The following is a 21,845-nucleotide window of genomic DNA, read 5'->3' on the forward strand; positions in this document are numbered from 1 at the left end:
ATTTATTTTTAAATAGTAATCATTTGAGTTGAATTAAAGTGTTGAATACAAATCAAATTGTCAACATTCTAGCAAAATCATTTTCCGATGATATAGATCTTAAAAATATTCCATATAATGAATGGGAGAAAATATATAGATTTTGGGAGGGTAAAAATAATTCTGATTTTCATCAGCAAATTAAAGATATTTTACCTGTCAGGGAAACTGTAGCTAAGCTTATATACAAGGTTTTGTTTGGTCGAATGCCTTTTGATCGTGAATACGTACTAAAGAATTATGAATCTAGTCAGTTTGGCATAGAATATTTGTTTTATCCAGCCCAAAAATGTCGTAGGTTAGTAGTATTGCTATCTGGTTACTCTGATAGGAAAACATATAATCGTTATTCTTGGTATTGGGATGAGTTTGAAGATTGGAATGCAGATAGTGCATATCTTTTCTTAAATGATGTAACTAACTCTTGGTATTCTGGGATAGAGGGTGAACTTAGATTTGAAAAATATGTGGGAATAATTTCTGATAGGATAAGTGAGTTAGGTCTAAACAATGATCAGGTTTTTGTCATAGGTGGCTCTATGGGTGGCTATGGTTCGATTAGACTAGGTACTGCTATGAATTTAGGTGGAATTATTGCTATTAATCCACAGACATCTCTCGAGGCAGTAAAGTTACATAATGATTCATCTTGGTTTGAAAATATAAGTCGGTGTGGTAATCAATTCATTTCAGTCAGTAATTGTATAGAAAATGCTGTATGTTGTCCTCCTATATACCTTGAAGCTGGCAAGTATCCAGCTGATTCTTTTGATATAAAAAATATATTAAGTGTATCATCAGAAAAAAGAATTTCTTTGTTTTTTAATCTACATGATTCAGACCGTCATGTAACTTCAAGTCCGTCAAAAAATAAAATTGAAGAATTGATTTCTATATTTGAAAGTCAAGTTTTGTCATTAGAAACAGCAGAGAATAATGCGATTGGCATGATTGGGTGATAATTTTTAATGGAAGATAAATGGTACAAAAATAATATTCAGTCTGTTTTAGGTGAAAATGTCGTTTTTCTACCGGCACCTATTCCATCTAAAGGGTTAATTATATTTTTCTCTGCTATGAATTCTGATAAGGAGTTTGATCGCATTAATTGGTTCAGAGACATTGATTCTCGATGTGGTTTTAGTTTTTTATTTCTTAACGATTCAAACTACACATATTACTTGGGTAATGATTATAAACCTTTATTCCATACTTATGAGAAAATAATTAATTATTTCAAAGAAATGGAAAATGTTGGCGGTAATGTTTTTGCCGTTGGTTCTAGTATGGGTGGGTATGCAGCGATTTACTACGCATTTAGGATGGGCTTAAAAGGTGCCATTGTTGGCGTTCCACAAACTCGTGAAAAATATGCACGCATGCATACTCAAATGAATTGGACAAAGGCGATAAAATCTACTGGAACTCAATGGATTGATATGGACGTTTTGTTGCGTCAACCTCACATAGAATTACCCAATCTGTATTTGGAATACGGTAATTATCCATCAGATAAGTTCTCCGCCGAGAAACTGATTGATATATATAAAGATAGGGCTGGTCTTATTATATCAAGGAAGGCAAAAGGCTGTGAACATTCCTATTTCATGTCACCAAAAATAATAATGTCTTCTGTGGATTTTTTTATGAATGAAGACTTTAATAAACATTATCGATAACTTTAATCTTTTCAGGTGTTGTATGTTTTTAATAGCTGGACCATGTGTAATTGAATCCGAAACTTTAGTATTAGATACGTTTGGGAAATTGCAAGAAATAACAAATAAACTTGGTATCGAATACATTGCTAAATCTTCTTTTACCAAAGCCAATAGATCCTCTGTAAATGCTTTTACTGGCCCAGGTATCGAAGGTGGGTTGAAGATTCTTCAGAAAGCCAAGGATCAATTGGGAGTTAGAGTTCTTACTGATGTACATGATGATACACCGTTGAATGAAGTTGCATCAGTAGTTGATGTTCTACAAACGCCAGCTTTCCTTGTGAGACAAACAGGTTTTATTCAACGTGTAGCCTCTCAAGGAAAGCCAGTAAATATCAAAAAGGGTCAGTGGATGCATCCTGCCGATATGGCGCCGGTGGTTGAAAAATGCCGTGCTGTTGGGAACGATGATATTTGGCTATGCGATCGCGGAACCAGTTTCGGATTCGGCCAACTGGTGAACTATATGCCAGGGCTTACGATCATGAAGGAAACTGGCTGCAAGGTTGTTATGGATGCCACTCATAGCGTTCAGATGCCGGGTACCCTAAACGGTTCAACTGGCGGTAATCGTTTCCATGTTCCAGCTATTGCCCGAGCAGCGGTTGCCGTCGGTATTGATGGTTTATTTATGGAAACTCACCCAGATCCTGATAAGGCGCTATGTGATGGTCCAAACATGCTTCCTCTGAAGCATATGGAAGAACTTTTGGAAACGTTGCTAGAGATAGATCAAGTTGTTAATAAACGTGTATTTATCGAAACGAAGTTCGCATAGCTTTTGTATAGGTACTGTAAACTTTACGGTACCTAGTTATTAAACAGGTAATGTATTGTATGAGCTCTATAAAAATAGTAATACCTGCTCGATATGGTTCATCTCGTTTAGAGGGTAAACCTTTATTGGAGATTGTTGGTAAACCCATTTTTTGGCATGTATATCAGCGTTGTCTGGAGGTTGGTTTTGAGCAGCAGTCTATAGTTCTAGCAACTGATGATGAGCGTATTTTTTCAAAAGCGGTTGAATTGAACTTATCAGTGGTAATGACTTCTGTAACGCATAAAAGTGGTACAGATCGAATTAATGAAGTCGCTACTAAACTCGGCTGGGCACCAGATGATATTGTGATTAATGTACAAGGTGATGAACCATTGATTCCCAAACAATTGATAAGTATCGTCGCCAATTTTTCATCGAACAATCCCCAGTTTGATATATCAACTGCTGTTACTTCGATTGATAGCGTTAAAAGTTTTGAAAATCCAAATGTAGTAAAAGCTATTCTTGGGGAAAAACAACAAGCCTTATACTTTACTCGCTCTCAAGCCCCATTTAATCGTGATAATAAATGCGATATATCAATGGCTTACCGTCATATTGGTATATATGCCTATCGCGTTAATGCGCTGAACCAATTTTGTTCCTACCCTGAATCTGCTCTTGAAAGGTATGAAAAACTGGAGCAACTCCGTGCTTTGTCTAATGGTATGTCTATTGGCGTGTGTGTTTATAAGGGAGACCTACCACATGGTGTTGATACTTATGAAGACTATCAGGCTATTAAGGATAAGATGGAGTTGATGCAATGAATATTCTAGAAACTGCGCGAGATGTCATAATGGCAGAAATTGCAGGATTACAGCAAATGGAACAACGTCTTGATAATGAATTTGTTCGTGCAGTTGATGCAATACTCTCGACAGATGGTCGCACTATTATTTGCGGAATGGGTAAGTCTGGTATCATTGGCCGAAAAATAGCGGCATCTTTCGCAAGCACAGGTACTCCGAGCTTTTTTATGCATCCAGGTGAGGCGTTTCATGGAGACTTGGGGATGGTGAAATCTGAAGATGTTGTTATTGCTATATCAAATTCTGGTGAGACAGAAGAAGTCTTAAAACTGCTCCCTTTTTTTCGCGATAACAAAAACCTAATTGTTTCTATCACCGGTAATAAAAATTCTACTTTAGCCAAAAATTCACATTATCATTTGGATATTTCAGTTCCTAAAGAGGCTTGTCCGTATCAACTGGCTCCAACTTCTTCTACGACCGCAACACTAGTGATGGGTGATGCACTTACAGTCGCATTAATGGAGTTGAGAGATTTTCAACCCGAGAATTTTGCACGTTTTCACCCTGGGGGAAGCTTAGGAAAGCGCTTATTGAGTAAAGTAGAAGATGAAATGAAGACCGATATTCTTCCTTTTGTTAATTCTCAAACTTTATTTAAAGAAATTGTGCAATCTATGACTCATGGCAAGCTTGGTTTAGCTATTGTAAAAGCAGAAGATAAAATAGGCATTATTACGGATGGTGACCTGAGAAGAGCTATGGATCGTTATGGTAAAGATGTGTTTGATATTTCAGCTGGATATATCGCTTCTTTTTCTCCTGTAACCATAGAATATGGTACTCAGATAGGCATAGCTTTGGAAAAAATGGAAGTTCACAATATTAGTTCTCTTTTAGTTATTAAAGATAAGTGTGTTGTCGGTGTATTAAAAAAATAGAATAATCTCTATTTTTATTTGGTTACTATCTGGTTTATATCTAGGATCCATATGACAACTCAATCATTACAGCATTTGGGTGCAAATATTTTGTCACCTTTGCTTTCATTTTTCGAATCTCAGTTACTAGTGAATAACCATAATAATTCTCCGCTATTTTTCTTAGCTAGAGAAGGTTATTGGTTAGAAAAGGCTTATCAAGCATACTGCGAAGCTAAAGGTGTAACAGCAAATTGCAGTTATTTATTGGTTTCCCGTGCTTTTCTTTTTAAAATCGGATTATTGGAACCTAAGACGTTCGAGTACTCGTTAAATTTTAAGTTTTCTGGCACATTATATGACTTAATGCGTACGCGCTTTATGCTAAGTGATGTAAGCATTCGCAAGGCCTTTACTGATAAACAGTATCAACAGAAAGTATTGCTGCCTGCCGACCTAGGGCAAGTAAGTCAGCTTTTGGAAGCGAATATTGAGGTGCTAAAACCTATTATTCGAGAATCATTTGATGCCTATAAAGCTTATTTAGATTCGCTAGGATTTTTTGACCAGAATACAGTGAATATTGTCGACATTGGTTACAGTGGCACGATACAAACATTATTGGGCTTAATTTTTAACAAAGATATTGATGGCCATTATTTGATTGCTTCAAATCCTGGAATCAAAGATTTGGAAAATAGCCGTTTAAATATGACAGGTTACCTTAAAGAGAACGTTAGTATGGGCGGTGGTTATCTTCCGCTCGATCGCTCTATGTTCCTTGAGGCTCTACTTACCGCTCCCGATGGACAGTTTCAAGATATTCGATTTAGTCCATTACCTCATTGTCAGTTTGATTTTTATTATGGACGTAAAGTGGAGAGTCAAAACCGCTTTTATTTAATCGAACAAATTATGCGCGGAGCTATTTCACAAATGGTGAAATATGCCAAAGATGACATAGAGTTCACTTCGTCAGAGGTAGAGGCGTTATACAGCGCTTTCGTCAGCAAAAAGGGGATGTTCCCACGTGAAATATGGCCCCTATTTTGTTTAGATGATGATACTGCCAATGAAGGAACCATTAACGGGCTAGACTTTTTCGGTTTGAAGTGATGAATTATAGAGCAATAGTAAAGCAGCGTTTCCCTTTTGTAGAAAACGCATTACGACGCAACGATGTTTTGATGGCTTTAGCGGTTCGAATTGAATCAGCTCTGTTGCGCCGGAATATGAAAAAATTAAATAAGGGATTTAAAGGTAGCCAAATATCCAGAGATATGAATGATATTCAGCGACTGTTAGGACAAGCAAAAACTCTCGGCTTATTTGATGCGACCTGGTATAGCGATGTCCAGCAGCGCGGGTTTGAGTCGGAGTTGCAGGCTTTTAGTGATTATCTATACAAAAGTACCTTTTCTTCTGTTAGTCCTTCCCCTGCATTTGATAATCTAAGCTACGAACGACGTAATATTGATGTGTTTTATGCGGGAATTAGCCCATTAGAGCATTATCTGGAATCAGGGGTTAATGAGGGACGTGTTATTTGTCCGTTCTACCCTAAGTGGACTCCAACAGATAAATTGGTTATTAAGCCTAATGTAACCCAAATTAAAAGCCTAAAAGTGGCGATTTGTTTACATGTGTTCTATGAAGATTTCATTGAGTATTATGCTCGTTGTTTAAGAGATTTCCCTGTTAATGTTGATCTCTTTATCAGTGTTAGTGATCAGAGTTATCAGCAAAGTATTGATCAACATCTTGCTAGCCTTGATTGTGTCAACCAAATCGAAGTGGCTGTTGTACCCAATCGTGGTCGCAATTTCGGACCTATGTTAGTTGAATTTGGTCAAAAACTATTAGATTACGATCTATTTTGTCATCTTCATTCTAAGAAATCTTTATATTCTGGTCGCCCTCAAACCCAGTGGTCTGATTATTTAGGTGAGTACCTATTGAATGACCACTATGTTATTTCCAAAATGTTAACTTACATGATGGATAACTCTGAGTGTGGACTTTACTATCCGACCTCTTTCTCCATGATGCCAGATTGGGTAAACCATTGGTTAAAAAATAAGCCCTATCGAGCTGACTATTTCAATGAGTGGGATATTGAATGTCATCGAGATTTTCTACCTTATCCGGTCGGTGGTATGTTTTGGGCAAAACCGCAAGCCATTAAGCCGTTACTTGAAAAAGCATACTGCTATGATGATTTTCCAGAAGAGCCTTTACCAAATGATGGTTCAACGCTGCACGCCTTGGAGCGCTGCATTGGGTTGTTAGCTGAAAAATCGGGTTATAGTCAGCTGTTTTATTATCCTGAGTTAGGCGCATTTACACATGACCAAAGTTATGTATTTGCCAATTATGTTAATAATGCTCAGCAGCTCTATGATAAGTTAGCTCCATTTGATGTTATCTCTTTCGATGTGTTTGATACATTGGTAAGACGTTCTCATTATGTGCCTGATTATGCCAAGCTGAAATTGGGGAAATATCTTGAACAGCAAGGGGTTGTTGCTAACGCCCATGACTTTGTTAAAGCCCGTAACCAAGCAGAGTTTGAAGTACGTCAGTTAAAGCATTTTCAAGGAGATGTGACGATATTTGAAACCTATCAGCAATTGGCTAATTGCTACCACTGGGACGACGTACTCAGCAATCAGTATGCGGAAATGGAATTTGCTTATGATCTTGAAATGATTGAAAGTAAAGATGAAATGGTGGATATTGCTAACCGCTTTATTGCCCAAGGTAAGCAAGTTTACATTATCTCGGATACTTACTATACCGAATACCAAATTGTATTGATGTTACGCAAAGCTGGAGTAACGAATGGTTACCAACTGTTGGTTTCGTCTGCAAAGGGGCTGCGTAAGGATAATGCCACTATGTGGTCTTACGTTGCTAATATGCTTTCGAACAAGAACCGTTTTGTGCATATAGGTGATAATGCAGTTGCAGATGCTCAATTACCGGGTGATTTTGGCTTAGCCAATCTGCATATTTTGAATCCAGCGGACAAGTGGCAAGCTGCTGGATGGCATAACCCTCTTGTGGGCGATGCACAATTAGATGAAAAATTAATATTAAAATGGGGACCATTGATTAGCCAGTTTGGTCGTTACCCATTTTTAGGTGAATAAAATATGAAGCAAACCATTTATTTACATATAGGTCCTCATAAAACTGGCACAACTGTTATCCAGAAAGCAAGTTTAGATAATCGAAATATTCTTGAAAAATATTCAGTAACGTATCCAGATGTATTTTTTGAAGCATTAGGTCATCACAAATTAGTCGACTCTGTGAGGGGGAGGAAAAATTTGAGTGATGACTTTGATTCACTTTTAAATAGCAGTGAAAAGATATTGTTGTCTAGTGAGAATTTTATAAGCTTTTCTCTAGAAGACCTTAAATACCTAAAGACATGTTTGTCAAAATTTGATGTTAAAATAATTTATGCTTGGCGCCGCTCTAGTCTTAAAATGTACTCAATGTGGCAAGAGTCAATTAAACATGGTTGTTCTAAACCATTTTATTCTTATTTTTATAATGATCTTATTCGACCAGGTGAAAGTCGTTCTTTGATGCAAAAAATAAATTTAGATATGTATGCATCTGTATTTGGTAAAGATAATATTTATATTTTGGACTTTGATGCGTTATCAGATAATAAATCACTTGTTACTGATTTTTTTAGTATTGTCGGTGTTGATGGAGCTGAAGTCGATGTTTCTAACCAGAGTAAAGGGATTAAAAACGAATCGCTAGATCCTGCTACAATAGAAATATTACGTTGTTTGAACTCTCTGAGTAAATTCGCTGGTTTTCCAGAAAATGCAAGAACAAGGGAAGCATTTCTTTCAAATCAAGAACTGGTTAGTGAAAATATCGAGAAAGCCAAACTTCTTATGGGAGATTACTATGAAGAGTTCGCCGTTGGTGATTATTTTATTGATCGCGTAACTGAAAAAAATATAACTGAACATTATTCCTCTAATCTTGTTAAATATGAAAACAAAAGTAGAACAAAAAAAATCAGAGTTGTTAAACAAGATTGGTTGTTAAAACCAGAGTCTTCGCAATTAATTACTGCAATTCATAAGGCGATTATAGGTGGTTGATGGTATGTCTTTTCTTTGCAAAAGCGTCAAGACAAAAAATGGTGAACCTAGAGTTAAGCTTATAGCTATAGCTAAAGATGAGTCCGCCTATTTGGCTGAATGGATTTATCATCATCACTATTTTGGCGTTGATTCATTTGATATTCATGTTAATAACACTGCTGATAATACGATAGAAGTACTAAATAAATTAAAAGAAAGATTTGATATCAATATAATTGATTCCAACGGTTTGTATCAGCAGTATGGTGTGCATTTTCAAACCCAAGCATATGAGATGTCACTTAAGGGGTTGAATAAAAAAGAGTTTACTCATGTCGGATTTTTAGATGTCGATGAGTTTTGGACGCCTGCGGATTTCTCCAAATCGATCAAAGATATATTAATAAAGAATAATCAATTTGATTCGTTGATCTTTAGTTGGGTAATTCATGTTGATGAATATGAATTTTCTCGTTGTTTTCGACCTACTATAAAAGTAGTGAACGATCATCATGTGAAATGTTTCGCAAAAACAAGTAGTTCATTTAAAGCATCTATTCATAATATTGTAGGTGAGTCACTCGATTATGGAGACTGTGATGGAGTTTCTGTAAGGTTTTCTGATGAAACTAATTCTAAGCTGGAGTCGATACCGAAAGTACTGCCTAATGCATTTATTCTTCATAGAGCGTATCGAAGCGAGTTAGAATATGTTTCTGCATTAGCTCGAGGACGACCTAATGGCAGCCGGTTCAAAAACAATCGTAAAGGATATTATATTCCAAATGATAAATTTTATGATTTTGTTATTAATGGTGACGCTCTTAAACGCTACTACTTAGGTTTGGATATTATATTTCATGATTTAGAATTGGATTCTTTAATTGCTCAAGCTCAGCGATATATTAAAGACCGCTACAGGAGCGTTTTAAAGTTAGCCACCGATAAAACTACTGAGTTAGAAAAGCAACAATTAGTAACGGCTTTGGGTAATATTAAAATTCCTGAGGTTAATATTATCAAAAATAAATTGGCACATGAGCTTAAAGATAAAATCGAAGAGAATATGCAAAGAAAAAAACATATTGATGCAATTCGAGACGCTGCAATGTTTTTTGATAAAGTTGATGATGGCGATGTTGCTTATGTATTAATGGAATTGGCTCACAAGTTACGTCCGGAAGGAAAGTTTATAGAGCAAAAATTCAAAGAGTTTAGTCAAAGAAGGTCAATAGATGATTGAGTTGAAAAAACTCTCTAAGTACTATCCTTCTCAACTAGGTAAACAATATATCTTTCGTGATTTGGATTTTTCATTTCCGGATATAGGTAACATTGCGTTACTCGGTAGTAATGGTGCTGGTAAGTCAACCTTGTTTCGTATCATAGCGGGTAGTGAATATCCCAATAAAGGGAAAGTTATTTCATCCAAATCGATCTCTTGGCCGGTAGCTTTGGCAACCGGTATTCACCCCGAAATGACGGGGAGAGAAAACACCCGCTTTATTGGCCGTGTGAACGGTGTTGCTGATTTGGATGCTTATGAAGAGAAAGTGCAAGCATTCGCTGAGTTAGGGGTTAAATACGATTTACCGGTAAAAAACTATTCTAGTGGCATGCGCTCACGCTTAGCGTTTGGTTGCTGTATTTCCATTGATTTTGATGTGTATCTAATTGATGAGGTCACTTCTGTCGGGGATCAGCAATTTCGTAAAAAAGCTAAGCAGGCCTTGTTAGATAAAAAAGAAACATCAAATATCATCATGGTGAGCCACGATATCAAAGAAATTAAACAGTTTTGCGATAGTGCGGTGATTCTTCATCAAGGTGCATTAACCTATTTTTCTGATTTGGATGAAGGCTTAAGTGTATATAAGCAGTTGTAGGGTATAGCGGTATCGTTATGGAGTGGTATCTCTCAAGCGCTTCAGTGGTGTTATTGTTGTTTGTGTGCACTATCGTTGCTCTTATTCGCTTTCAAAACCATCCTGAGCGAGTATTTGGTGTGTTGCTGCTGGTGTTAGTGGCGAGTGGAATTGTGACGGGCGCTCAAGTGATCAAAAGCTTTGCCAATCAGGGTGTGCTCACTTTGATGCTTTTAATGGTGTGTTCTTTGGCATTAGAAAAAACCAAACTGCTGCGTGTTGCCGCGACTTTTATTGTGCGGCCAAATTATGTTAGCAGTTGGCTGCGCTTATTTGGTTTTAGTGTTTTGTCATCTGCCTTTCTGAATAATACCGCGGTAGTATCTACCCTATTAGCTCCAATTCGTAATAATCCCTATCATGCAGGAAGCCGCCTATTACTGCCGCTCTCTTATGCAGCGATTTTTGGTGGCACTCTCACATTAATTGGTACGTCGACCAACCTTATCGTCAACAGCATGGCGATTAATGCGCATTTACCTGCCCTTGGTTTTTTTGATTTTACACCAATTGGCATTATGGTGGTTTTGGTTTGTGGAATTGCGCTTTTGTTTTATTCCCATTGGCTCCCTCACCATAATAAAGGACAAGTCGTCGCAGCTGATTATTTTGTTGATGCCAAAGTGCAACCGGGATCTGCCCTAATAGGGAAAACCATTGAAGCCAATGGGCTGCGTAATTTAGAGTCTCTCTTTTTAGTGGAGATTTTGCGCGATGGGCGGTTGATATCGCCCGTCACTCCCTTTGAAATTATTAAAGAAAATGATCGGCTCATTTTTAGTGGCGACATTAAAAAAGTCACCTTATTGACTCAGTTTGATGGACTGAACTGTTTTGCTTATCAAAATGGTTTGCCCTTAACGAACTTAAAAGAGGTGATTATTCGCCCTGATAGTGTACTAACGGGTAAGAAGCTAAAACTCTCTGGTTTTCGTGCATTATTTGATTCAGCTGTGGTGGGGATTCGCCGAGACGGTGAAAAGCTGTCGGGAAAGTTGGGGGATATTGTACTTAAAGCCGGTGATTACTTGATTATTGCGGTGGGGGATGATTTTAAATCACGCCGAAATATTGATAAAAATTTCTATCGAGTGAGCGATGTTGAAACTGAGCAATGCTTAAGCGGTTGGCAAGAGTCTCTCGCTGTTTATGGCTTTGTCGCGGTGATTCTCTTTTCTGCTTTAGGGTATGTTCCCTTATTTACTGCGTTATTGGTGTTTCTTGGGAGCTTATTGCTGTGTGGTTGTCTCTCTTCAAACGAGATTATGCATCGCTTACCTAAGAATATTTGGCTTATCATTTCTTCAGCGTTGCTGCTTTCAGAAGCGTTAACCAATACCGGTGCCTTAAATGGGTTAAAAAATGCAGTAGCAGATAATTCATCCGGTTTTTCTCCGCTATTGGGTATCGTGATTATTTATGTCATGACATGGATATTAACTGAGTTTGTCACGAATAATGCGGCGGCAGCGCTTATTTTCCCCATTAGTATGAGCATGGCAGAAAGCCTGCATGCCAATCCTCAGGCGTATTTGCTGGCACTGGCCTTTGGCGCTAGTGCTAGTTTTATGAGCCCGTATGGGTATCAAACCAATTTGATGGTTTATAGCGCGGGCAATTACCGTTTAAAAGATTTTATAAAGGTCGGATTACCGATCAGTGTAATTTATGGAACAGTGGTGGTTGGCATGTTGGGATGTTTCTATCTTTAGTGTCGCCACAAATTAATGAAAGTTAAGCTAGGAATGACAATGACATTAACTCCTGCACGTATGACGCACCTTAAACAGCTTGAAGCTGAGTCGATACATATTATTCGTGAAGTAGCGGCAGAATTCGATAATCCGGTCATGCTTTATTCTGTGGGGAAAGATTCTTCGGTCATGCTGCATCTGGCTAAAAAAGCCTTTGCTCCTGGTGTGCCGCCGTTTCCTTTGATGCATGTGGACACCACATGGAAATTCAAAGAGATGATCCGCTTTCGCGATTACATGGCGGAAAAAGTCGGTATGAAGTTAATCGTTCATCAAAACCAAGAAGGGATTGCGATGAATATTAGCCCATTTGAAAACGGCTCTAAGCATACTGATGTGATGAAAACTCAAGGTCTTAAGCAGGCGCTAGACAAGTATAAATTTGATGCCGCTTTTGGCGGTGCGCGTCGCGATGAAGAAAAATCACGAGCGAAAGAAAGGGTGTATTCATTTCGTGATGAACACCACCGTTGGGATCCTAAAAACCAACGTCCAGAGTTGTGGAATATTTACAATGGTCGAGTTAATCAGGGAGAAAGCATTCGTGTGTTCCCATTATCAAACTGGACTGAACTGGATATTTGGCAATATATCTATCTAGAAAATATAGAAATTCCGGATTTGTACTTTTCCAAGAAACGCCCAGTGGTAAAACGCGACGGCATGTTGATTATGGTCGATGATGAACGTATGACCCTGCGTGATGGCGAGAAAATTGAAGAGAAAATGGTGCGTTTTCGTACGTTGGGATGTTATCCACTCACTGGGGCGGTTGAATCTGAAGCGACAACGTTACCTGAGATCATTCAAGAGATGCTGCTGACAACCACCTCTGAGCGTCAAGGACGTGCAATTGACCATGATAGTTCTGGTTCAATGGAGAAGAAGAAACGCGAAGGGTATTTCTAAATGTCTCCGTACGAAAGAAAGCAGCATGACGGTGTTGTTAACGATGTGGTTTGGCATCACGCTACGGTTACCCATCAAGATCGTGTCAAGCAGAAAGGTCAAACCCCCGTGGTGTTGTGGTTTACCGGGCTAAGTGGCTCGGGTAAATCGACCATTGCTAATGCGGTGGAAAGTTTGTTGCTGGCTAAAGGTAAACACAGTTACCTGTTAGATGGTGATAATGTGCGCCATGGGCTCAATAAAGACTTGGGTTTTAGTGATGCTGATCGAGTAGAGAATATTCGTCGGATTGGTGAAGTGGCTAAGCTGTTTGTTGATTCAGGTTCTATTGTCCTCACGGCCTTTATTTCGCCGTTTATCGTTGATCGCCAGCAGGTTCGTGATTTACTTGCACCGGGCCAATTTCTTGAGGTGTTTGTGGATACTCCACTCGACGTATGCGAAGCACGTGATCCTAAAGGTTTATATAAAAAGGCGCGTGCTGGAGAAATTGCACATTTCACTGGTATTGATTCTGCGTATGAGGCTCCCTCTAAACCGGAAATTCATGTAAAAACGGCACAAGCATCCATTGACGAATGTGCGGTACAGATTGTTGCGCAGCTTGAAGCGCTGGGTTATCTGCGAGGAGATAAATAGCAATGCATTATGATGTATTTAACGGTGATGCAGACGGTATTATTGCTCTTTTACAATTGCGCTTAGATGAGCCCAAACAAAGCATTCTTATCACAGGTGTAAAGCGCGATATAAAGCTGCTTTCGCAAGTGGTTAAAGCGGATGATGTGACATCAGTGACGACTTTAGATATTTCTATGGAGAAAAATCTGACAGCGTTACAGGAGTTGTTGGATAAACATATCCCTGTGTTTTATTGCGATCATCACCGTACTGGAGAGATACCGGAATCTAACCTGCTCGACGTTTTTGTGAACTTAGATGCTGAAGTGTGTACCAGTTTACTGATTAACCAAAAACTGCAAGGTAAATACAGTTCTTGGGCAATCGCGGCCGCTTTTGGTGATAACCTTCACCAGCGAGCTCAAGCGATGGGTGAGCAACAAGGATTAAGTCAGGTTGATATCGACTTTTTGTGTGAGTTAGGCACGCTGATTAATTATAACGGTTATGGCGCCACGCTTGATGATCTGCATATCTCACCGGCAGACTTGTATCAGCAACTTATTCAATATTCCTCGCCATTTGAGCTGAGAGAAGATCGCTCTTCCCCATACTATCTTTTGCAAAAAGGGTATGAGCAGGATTATGCGCACGTTGCTCAAATTAAGCCACTGCATAGTGACTCAGTGAGTTGTGTCTTTGAATTGCCATGTGAGCCTTGGGCTAGACGCATTAGCGGTGTTTATGGCAATGAATTGGCTAACCAAGCCCCAGATATTGCTCATGCGGTGCTGACTCTCAATGGTAGTGGTGAAGATTATACGGTGAGTGTTCGTGCCCCTTTAAATAATCGTGTTGGTGCAGATGAGGTTTGCACCCAGTTTGTAACCGGTGGTGGACGTAAAGCGGCTGCTGGAGTTAATGCTTTACCGCTAGGTGAAAAAGCGAAATTTATCCAAACATTAAATGATTACTACAGGGTGAGCTGAGAATGTACTTATAGGGCGCGGGACTTTTGTTCCCCCTGAACATGCTCTCTTCATCCTGACAAGGAAACTGATTATGTCGCATTCATCTGATTTGATTGCAAAAGATATTGAAGCCTACTTAAAAGTTCATGAGAACAAAGACCTATTACGGTTTCTCACTTGTGGTAACGTTGATGACGGTAAATCAACGCTTATCGGCCGCTTGCTTTATGATAGCAAGCTCATCTATGAAGATCAGATGGCAGCGATTGAGAAAGACTCTCAGAAATTCAATACGACTGACCAAGCATTTGATTTGGCGCTGTTGGTGGATGGCCTGCAATCTGAACGTGAACAAGGTATTACGATTGATGTAGCGTACCGTTATTTTTCAACTGACAAGCGTAAATTCATTATCGCCGATACCCCTGGGCATGAGCAGTATACTCGTAATATGGCGACTGGTGCTTCAACCTGTGACCTTGCCATTGTGATGGTAGATGCTCGTCATGGTATCCAGACTCAAACACGTCGTCATAGCTATATTTGCAGTTTGCTTGGCATCAAGCACGTTATTGTTGCTATTAACAAAATGGATTTGATGGGCTTTAGTCAAGATGTATATCAGAAGATTAAAGCAGATTATCGTGAGATGGCGGAGCATCTCAATATTGACGATATTCGTTTTGTGCCTATTTCTGCACTACTTGGCGACAACGTTGTTACGCCAAGTGAGAATATGGACTGGTATCCTGGTGCAACATTAATGAAACTATTGGAAACCGTTAAAGTGGGTAAAGACACCAACACCCAACCAATGCGTTTCCCTGTTCAATATGTCAACCGTCCAAATCTTAATTTCCGAGGTTTCTGCGGCACTCTTGCTTCCGGGATGATTCAGGTTGGTGATGAAGTCACAGCGTTGCCATCTGGTAAGACTTCGCGTGTAAAATCCATTTATACCTTTGATGGTGATCTTGAGTTGGCTCAATCAGGGCAAGCAATCACTTTGATTCTGGAAGATGAAATCGATGTTTCCCGTGGTGACATGCTTGTTCATACCGGGCATGAGCCTCAGGTTAGCCGAAAATTCGATGCACATGTTGTGTGGATGAGCGAAGCACCTCTTCGTACTCACAAAGAATACCTGCTTAAGTTCGCGACCAAGACATGTACTGGCCGGATTAGTGCTATTCCCTATAAAGTAGATGTGAATACATTAGAGCAGCATGCAGAAAACAGCGAATCTTTAGAGTTAAATGAAATTGCGTTAACCAGTCTATCGCTTACGGATGAGGTGGCGATGGATGAGTATCAATCACTGCCTAAAACGGGCTCGTTTATCATTATTGATCGCCATACTAATGTGACTGTTGGTGCTGGAATGGTGGATAAGATTATCAGTGGTGTTACGACTGATGCTCGTGAATATTCTCAAGCAGAAAAAGAGCTTAATGCGTATGTGCGCAAGCATTTCCCTGAATGGGGTTGCATTGAGGTTTAATGTTTTAACACATTAATTTTATGATCACTGTACGGTAAGGTGTCGCTCGGGGTGACTTTGCTTAGAGAGCGCTTTGCCGTACTTTTACGATACGTACCTTTGGTTAAGAATATGGATATTCGGTTGTACTGAGTTAAATCATAGCGACATACTTCTGTAATACTGACTATATCCAAGATATTTAATGATAAATACTGATTGGCTAATTAATCATCATATTAGTTTAATAATGGTTAACTGACATATATTGATAGTTTAGTCATTTATTTTTAGAGATGAAAAATGGTTAATTAGGTAGTGGTAATATTCTTCAATAGTCTTGAATTTCTTCCGGTCGTTAAAATTATTATAAAGTGGCTTTCTGTTTATAAGATTAACAATAATAGTATTTTTGTTTACAGTTAGGTGCTTTATTCTCTAGAATCGTGGGAAAGTCTATTTGGCTTTGACATCGATGTGAAACTTGGTATATCAAAAAAGGGTTTAATTATGAAAAAAATTGCGTTGGCACTAGTTTTGGCGTTAAGTGCTGCAGCACCTTCTTTCGCTGCAACAGAAACTACTGCATCGACTGGAGCTTCAGGTAGTACTGGTACAACAGCAGGCACAGCAGGTACAGCAGGCACAACAGGTACAACTGCGAGTGTCGGTGCTGGTGCCGCTGGTGCCGCTGGTGCCGCTGGTGCTGGTGCTGCGGTAGGTACTGTTTCTGCAGTATCACTTACTGTCGCAGGTGTGGTTGGTGCTGCGGCTGTTGTGGCTGCAAGTGACAGTGGTAACAGCAATAACAACGATGGTGCTGCAACATCGACTTCATCATCAACTTCTGTTACTGCTCAGTAATCGAAATGATAACCTTAAGCAACCACGCAAGTGGTTGCTTTTTTTACTTATTTATAATGCAAAGTTAAACACCTATGCTGAAGACGGTTATAAAAGTAAGCTCACTTGCATTGCTTATTTTACTTTCTGGATGTTCCGAAAATTCACAAAATGTTAATGCCACTATTTATTCGACTATCATTGGCCCTGATGAGACCAATATATCGCAAGAAATAGTAGATAATATTCCTTATGCCAGTATGTATGCTCGTTTGGGTGACAACCCTCAGGCTTTATTAGTGTTAGGGTGGGTTGAGGAGAACAAAACGCCCGTTGTATTCAAATGGATTTCTGCTAGTAATGAAATGGTTGTGACTGAATCGGGTAGGATTGTAAAAACAGTCAATTTAGTGAATGGTGGTAACCTTGTTGCACTACGTTCTTCACAACCGGATCCTTTAACGCTTGGTGTATTACGTAATTCAACTCCAAAACAATGGCAGTTCACTCTGAGTTGGATGCCAGGTTATCACATGAATTATGAAGCCAAGTCGACTTTTATTATTGGCGATCTCGAAAGTGTGTCATTACCGAATCATACGCAAAATCTTATTGCTGTTACTGAAAAAGTGGATATTGACAAACTCTCAGTAACTTATACCAATCATTATTGGATTGATCCAATCACTGAACAGGTTGTTGCCTCACAACAATATTTGTATCCTGGTTCATCTAGAATAGACCTTTCTATCGCGAAAGAATTTCATGGAGAGGTGAAATAATGAGCAGGTTTTTAAAGCTAATACACTCCTCTATTTTTATCGTGTCATCAGCGTTTACTACTATCACTTTTGCTGCGCCTTCTGAATTCCTTGTTCATCATCATGCGCAAAATAGTTATGTGAATTTCCCTAATATCCCTAGACTCGATCAAGCTGTATTAAGTATTTTGCATAATAATAAGATAGATTCTCAGAATATTGATTGGTTATCCTCTTCTTTATTTGATTTATCTTCTCCTTACGAATTTCGTCGTCTTGTTATGAGTATGGTGGGTGAGCAAGTTGATATGTCTGATGACTCTGAAGATAAAGTGCGTTGGAGTCATCTATTGACTCAGCTAGAGCGTTGGCAATATTCAAAAAGAATTTTTCTTCCTGTTGATCCGGATATTACCAGTTTGAATAAGGAATATAATCCCAATTTGGCAGGTAAGTGGCTTCTTGATTTGAATGAAAATTCTCATTCTGTTTGGGTGTTAGGGCAAGTTGATAAGCCGGGTGAATACCAATGGCATCATCGAACCAGTGCAAGGCAATATATTAAAGAGGCTAGCTGGCAAAGCTATGATGAATTTGTTTATGTCATTCAACCTGATGGCAAGGTTGAAAAGCATTCTGTAGTTTATTGGGACAATGGATTTCTAGAAGTCGCCCCAGGGGCAACTATTTTTGTACCGATGCCTTTTGTTCAATCTCCTTTGCACCCTGAATACACCGCGAATAATCCTAACGAGATGATCGTTGAATTATTGAGAAATCGCATTCAATGAAAAATATAAAATTTAACGCGACAAAGCCATGGAGCTTATGTGCCGCAGTCGTACTGTCTGCATTTTCAACGCCGAGTCTGTCAGATGAATTCAGTGCTCCAGTGTTACAACATTCACAGTCTGATTTTGGCGGTGTTGGCTTAATGCAAATGCCATCGGCACGAATGATGGATGATGGTGAATTAACGCTCAATATTACTAATAACGATGAATACATCAATTATGCGATCTCTTTGCAGCTTTTCCCGTGGTTAGAATCGACCATACGTTATACGCAAGTTCATAATTTACTTTACAGTGATGATAAATCGTTCAGTGGTTCAACTGACTATACGGATAAATCGGTTGACTTAAAATTGAACCTTCTCGAAGAAGGGGTTTGGTTGCCGGATGTGTCTATTGGCTTACGTGATATTGGCGGTACCGGATTGTTTGATGGTGAGTATGTCGCTGCAAGTAAGCAATTTGGTCCTTTTGATTTTACCCTTGGTTTAGGGTGGGGATATATTGGCAATCGCGGCAACTTAAGCGATAAAGCCGCCACTAACACCACTGACTGTGGGCGAGATTCTGGTTTTACCTCTACCGGGGGAAGCCTTGAAGTAGGACGTATGTTTACCGGCTGTAAAGCGTTATTTGGTGGCATTGAATACCAAACACCATTTGATCCGCTCGTGGTAAAACTGGAATACGATGGTAACGATTACCAAAGCGATTTTCCTGTCACGAGAGGCGGCGCTTCAATGCCTGAAGATACACCATGGAACGTCGGTATTGTTTATTCTTTGTCGGATTGGGCCAAACTGCGCTTAAGTTACGAGCGAGGTAATACGTTATCTGCAGGGTTATCGGTTGCAACCAATCTTGCTAATTTGCGTCCTGTATGGCTGGAGGATAATAAAAAGCCAGCTTATGCGCCTAAACCTGCGACGTCAGAACTGACTCCTGATGAATGGAAAAAGCTGACTGAAGATTTAGGAAAGATCGCCGGTTATCAAGAAGCATCTGTCTACCAAAGTCGCGATACTGTGACGGTTCAAGGTGAACAGAAAAAGTATCGTGATCGTAAAATTGCGGAAGAGAGAGCAGCGCTTCTTATTGCAAATACTGGTATTAACGCTAAGTCGTATCGCATTATTGAGACCAATCAGCGTTTACCTGTGACTGAAACTGCAATTAATGCTTATTCATTCAAACGGGTAGCGGATAATGATTACCCTGAAGCGTCTTTTGATGACTCTCGACAGCCTCAAGAAACACTTCCTGTTGAAGGCCAGCTTAAATCTAGCTCTTTAAGCGATTTGTCTTATGGTTTGTCACCATCACTTAAGCAATCGTTTGGTGCTTCGGAAGGCTTTTATCTGTATTCGCTGGGGGTGAATGCTGGGTTGACATATAATGTCGGGCAGCATCTAGTCTTGTCCGGTGGTTTATATGGTGACATAGTAAATAACTATGACAAATTTAAATACACTGTCCCACCTGATGGTACTCATCTAAAGCGTGTTCGAACACTTGCAAGGCAGTATTTGGATCAACGTGTATTGGTTAGTAATTTGCAGTTAACCTATTTTGATCGATGGTCTGATAATTTGTACGCTCAAGCTTACGGTGGTTATTTGGAGTCGATGTTTGCGGGCTATGGTTCTGAATTATTGTATCGACCAAGAAATACCAATTGGGCAATTGGTGTTAATGGTAACTATGTGATTCAGCGTGACCCGGATAGCTTATTAGGGCTATTTAAGGACGAACTTCATTATGACTCAGAAACTAAGCGGTACTACAGCGTACAAACAGGTGGTTATACAGGCCATGTCAACTTCTACTGGGAACCGCATTTTATTTCTCTTTTAGAAAACTCACGCTTTAAAGTAAGTGTTGGGCAATATCTTACTGGAGATAAGGGCGTAACAGTGGATTATTCCAAGCAGTTTGATAGTGGTGTGATCGCTGGTGTATTTGCAACCAAAACAAACTTGTCGGCCGAGGAATATGGCGAGGGCAGTTTCACCAAAGGTTTCTATATCTCTATTCCATTTGATGTGATGATGGTCAAGCCAAGTACCAATCGTGCTAATTTGTCTTGGCAACCTTTGACTCGTGATGGCGGTCAGATGCTCGGTCTGAAATATGGCTTGTACGATTTAACGGATGCTCGCTCACCGTGGTTTACACGTGCAATAGCGGAATAAAAGCTCAAAAATTAGGGGCTATTTCTATCTAAGGATGAATTATGCCCTTCTTATTTAACTCGCATTTTTTCTTGGAATGCGAGAGTTGTTTATGTAATTTTTTAACGTCATTTTTATCATATAACTGTTTGTTTATAAAATGAAAATTCTAGTAACAGGTGGCGCGGGATTTATCGGCTCTGCTGTGGTTCGCCACATTATCAGTAATACTCAAGATTCCGTAGTGAATGTGGATAAACTTACCTATGCAGGTAACTTAGAATCCCTTTACTCAGTAGATAATAATGATCGCTACGAGTTTGAACCGGCGGATATTTGTGACCGTGCGGCGATGGACCGTATTTTCGCCGAGCATCAGCCTGATGCTGTAATGCACCTTGCAGCTGAATCGCACGTTGACCGCTCAATTGATGGCCCAGCGGCGTTTATTGAAACCAATATTGTGGGTACCTACACCTTGCTTGAGGCGACTCGTCACTATTGGAATGCCTTAGATGAAGCACGTAAAAGCGCATTTCGTTTTCACCACATTTCCACTGATGAAGTGTATGGCGATTTAGAGGGAACTGATGATTTCTTCACTGAAACCACGTCATATTCACCATCCAGCCCATATTCAGCCTCTAAAGCATCCAGTGATCATTTGGTTCGTGCTTGGTTACGTACTTACGGTTTACCAACGCTGGTGACCAATTGCTCAAATAACTACGGCCCTTATCATTTCCCGGAGAAACTGATCCCGCTAATGATTTTAAATGCATTGGATGGAAAGGCGTTACCTGTTTACGGAAATGGCATGCAGATTCGTGACTGGCTATTTGTGGAAGATCACGCGCGCGCACTCTACAAAGTGGTGACTGAAGGTAAAGTCGGTGAAACCTACAACATCGGTGGTCACAATGAGAAAGCCAATATCGAGGTAGTGAAAACCATTTGTTCACTGCTTGAAGAGTTGGTGCCAAACAAGCCTGCAGGTATAGAACACTATGCGGATTTGATTACTTATGTGACTGACCGTCCTGGACACGATGTTCGTTATGCAATCGATCCGAGTAAAATTGGCCGCGAGTTGGGGTGGGTGCCTGAAGAGACATTTGAATCAGGTATTCGTAAGACCGTTGAATGGTATCTGAATAATAGAGAGTGGTGGAGCCGTGTGCTTGACGGTTCATATTCTATGGAACACTTAGGGACTAACTAAGCGTAATTAACGGATTATTTAATAAAC

Annotated in this window: 20 protein-coding genes; all 20 read left to right on the forward strand. The window is 39.5% G+C overall.

Features of this window, described 5'->3' with window-relative positions:
• The first annotated feature begins 38 nt into the window (after window positions 1-38).
• The 20 genes from OCV11_RS00895 (at window position 39) to rfbB (ending at window position 21,818) form a co-directional block, all read left to right on the forward strand.
• Window positions 39-998, forward strand: coding sequence for a hypothetical protein (locus OCV11_RS00895; RefSeq protein ID WP_261894399.1), 960 nt, complete (start codon window positions 39-41; stop codon window positions 996-998).
• Between the two features lie 9 nt (window positions 999-1,007).
• Window positions 1,008-1,718 (forward strand): hypothetical protein, encoded by a 711-nt coding sequence (locus OCV11_RS00900; RefSeq protein ID WP_261894400.1) that lies wholly within the window; start codon window positions 1,008-1,010, stop codon window positions 1,716-1,718.
• Between the two features lie 22 nt (window positions 1,719-1,740).
• Window positions 1,741-2,538: a 3-deoxy-8-phosphooctulonate synthase gene (gene kdsA, locus OCV11_RS00905; RefSeq protein ID WP_261896200.1), complete on the forward strand. Its 798-nt coding sequence runs from the start codon at window positions 1,741-1,743 to the stop codon at window positions 2,536-2,538.
• A gap of 59 nt (window positions 2,539-2,597) precedes the next feature.
• Window positions 2,598-3,350 (forward strand): 3-deoxy-manno-octulosonate cytidylyltransferase, encoded by a 753-nt coding sequence (gene kdsB, locus OCV11_RS00910; RefSeq protein WP_261894401.1) that lies wholly within the window; start codon window positions 2,598-2,600, stop codon window positions 3,348-3,350.
• Window positions 3,347-4,273 carry a KpsF/GutQ family sugar-phosphate isomerase gene (locus OCV11_RS00915; RefSeq protein WP_261894402.1) on the forward strand — a complete coding sequence of 309 codons (927 nt, stop codon included), beginning with the start codon at window positions 3,347-3,349 and terminating at the stop codon, window positions 4,271-4,273. Before kdsB ends, OCV11_RS00915 begins: the two co-directional genes overlap by 4 nt.
• A 51-nt stretch (window positions 4,274-4,324) precedes the next feature.
• Window positions 4,325-5,368, forward strand: a complete 1,044-nt coding sequence (locus tag OCV11_RS00920; protein WP_261894403.1) for a hypothetical protein — start codon at window positions 4,325-4,327, stop codon at window positions 5,366-5,368.
• Window positions 5,368-7,404, forward strand: coding sequence for an HAD-IA family hydrolase (locus OCV11_RS00925; protein WP_261894405.1), 2,037 nt, complete (start codon window positions 5,368-5,370; stop codon window positions 7,402-7,404). The genes OCV11_RS00920 and OCV11_RS00925 overlap by 1 nt, the downstream gene beginning before the upstream one ends.
• 3 nt (window positions 7,405-7,407) lie before the next feature.
• Window positions 7,408-8,385, forward strand: a complete 978-nt coding sequence (locus OCV11_RS00930) for a hypothetical protein (RefSeq protein ID WP_261894406.1) — start codon at window positions 7,408-7,410, stop codon at window positions 8,383-8,385.
• Window positions 8,378-9,610, forward strand: coding sequence for a glycosyltransferase family 92 protein (locus tag OCV11_RS00935; RefSeq protein ID WP_261894408.1), 1,233 nt, complete (start codon window positions 8,378-8,380; stop codon window positions 9,608-9,610). The genes OCV11_RS00930 and OCV11_RS00935 overlap by 8 nt, the downstream gene beginning before the upstream one ends.
• Entirely contained in the window at window positions 9,603-10,253 is a 651-nt protein-coding gene (locus OCV11_RS00940; RefSeq protein WP_261894410.1) for an ABC transporter ATP-binding protein, read from the forward strand. Before OCV11_RS00935 ends, OCV11_RS00940 begins: the two co-directional genes overlap by 8 nt.
• Window positions 10,254-10,270: 17 nt before the next feature.
• Window positions 10,271-12,004, forward strand: coding sequence for an SLC13 family permease (locus OCV11_RS00945; protein WP_261894412.1), 1,734 nt, complete (start codon window positions 10,271-10,273; stop codon window positions 12,002-12,004).
• Window positions 12,005-12,043: 39 nt separating this feature from the next.
• Window positions 12,044-12,955, forward strand: a complete 912-nt coding sequence (gene cysD / locus OCV11_RS00950; protein ID WP_261894414.1) for a sulfate adenylyltransferase subunit CysD — start codon at window positions 12,044-12,046, stop codon at window positions 12,953-12,955.
• Complete coding sequence (gene cysC / locus OCV11_RS00955; protein ID WP_261894415.1) at window positions 12,956-13,594, forward strand: adenylyl-sulfate kinase; 639 nt, start codon at window positions 12,956-12,958, stop codon at window positions 13,592-13,594. It begins immediately after the preceding gene.
• Between the two features lie 2 nt (window positions 13,595-13,596).
• On the forward strand, window positions 13,597-14,565 hold the full coding sequence (locus tag OCV11_RS00960; protein WP_261894417.1) for a DHH family phosphoesterase: 969 nt from the start codon (window positions 13,597-13,599) through the stop codon (window positions 14,563-14,565).
• A 73-nt stretch (window positions 14,566-14,638) separates the two neighbouring features.
• Window positions 14,639-16,048 (forward strand): sulfate adenylyltransferase subunit CysN, encoded by a 1,410-nt coding sequence (gene cysN / locus OCV11_RS00965; protein ID WP_261894419.1) that lies wholly within the window; start codon window positions 14,639-14,641, stop codon window positions 16,046-16,048.
• A gap of 489 nt (window positions 16,049-16,537) precedes the next feature.
• A complete protein-coding gene (locus OCV11_RS00970) occupies window positions 16,538-16,891 on the forward strand; it encodes a hypothetical protein (RefSeq protein ID WP_261894420.1) in 354 nt (117 codons plus the stop codon).
• A gap of 74 nt (window positions 16,892-16,965) precedes the next feature.
• The gene (locus OCV11_RS00975) at window positions 16,966-17,652 is read left to right on the forward strand and encodes a YjbF family lipoprotein (protein ID WP_261894422.1); all 687 of its coding nucleotides are present in this window, start codon (window positions 16,966-16,968) and stop codon (window positions 17,650-17,652) included.
• Window positions 17,652-18,422: a capsule biosynthesis GfcC family protein gene (locus OCV11_RS00980; RefSeq protein ID WP_261894424.1), complete on the forward strand. Its 771-nt coding sequence runs from the start codon at window positions 17,652-17,654 to the stop codon at window positions 18,420-18,422. The genes OCV11_RS00975 and OCV11_RS00980 overlap by 1 nt, the downstream gene beginning before the upstream one ends.
• Complete coding sequence (locus tag OCV11_RS00985) at window positions 18,419-20,617, forward strand: YjbH domain-containing protein (protein WP_261894425.1); 2,199 nt, start codon at window positions 18,419-18,421, stop codon at window positions 20,615-20,617. The genes OCV11_RS00980 and OCV11_RS00985 overlap by 4 nt, the downstream gene beginning before the upstream one ends.
• A 139-nt stretch (window positions 20,618-20,756) precedes the next feature.
• Entirely contained in the window at window positions 20,757-21,818 is a 1,062-nt protein-coding gene (gene rfbB, locus OCV11_RS00990; RefSeq protein ID WP_261894427.1) for a dTDP-glucose 4,6-dehydratase, read from the forward strand.
• Window positions 21,819-21,845 lie beyond the last annotated feature (27 nt).

The sequence above is a fragment of the Vibrio porteresiae DSM 19223 genome (assembly GCF_024347055.1).
GTDB classification, from domain to species: Bacteria; Pseudomonadota; Gammaproteobacteria; order Enterobacterales; family Vibrionaceae; genus Vibrio; species Vibrio porteresiae.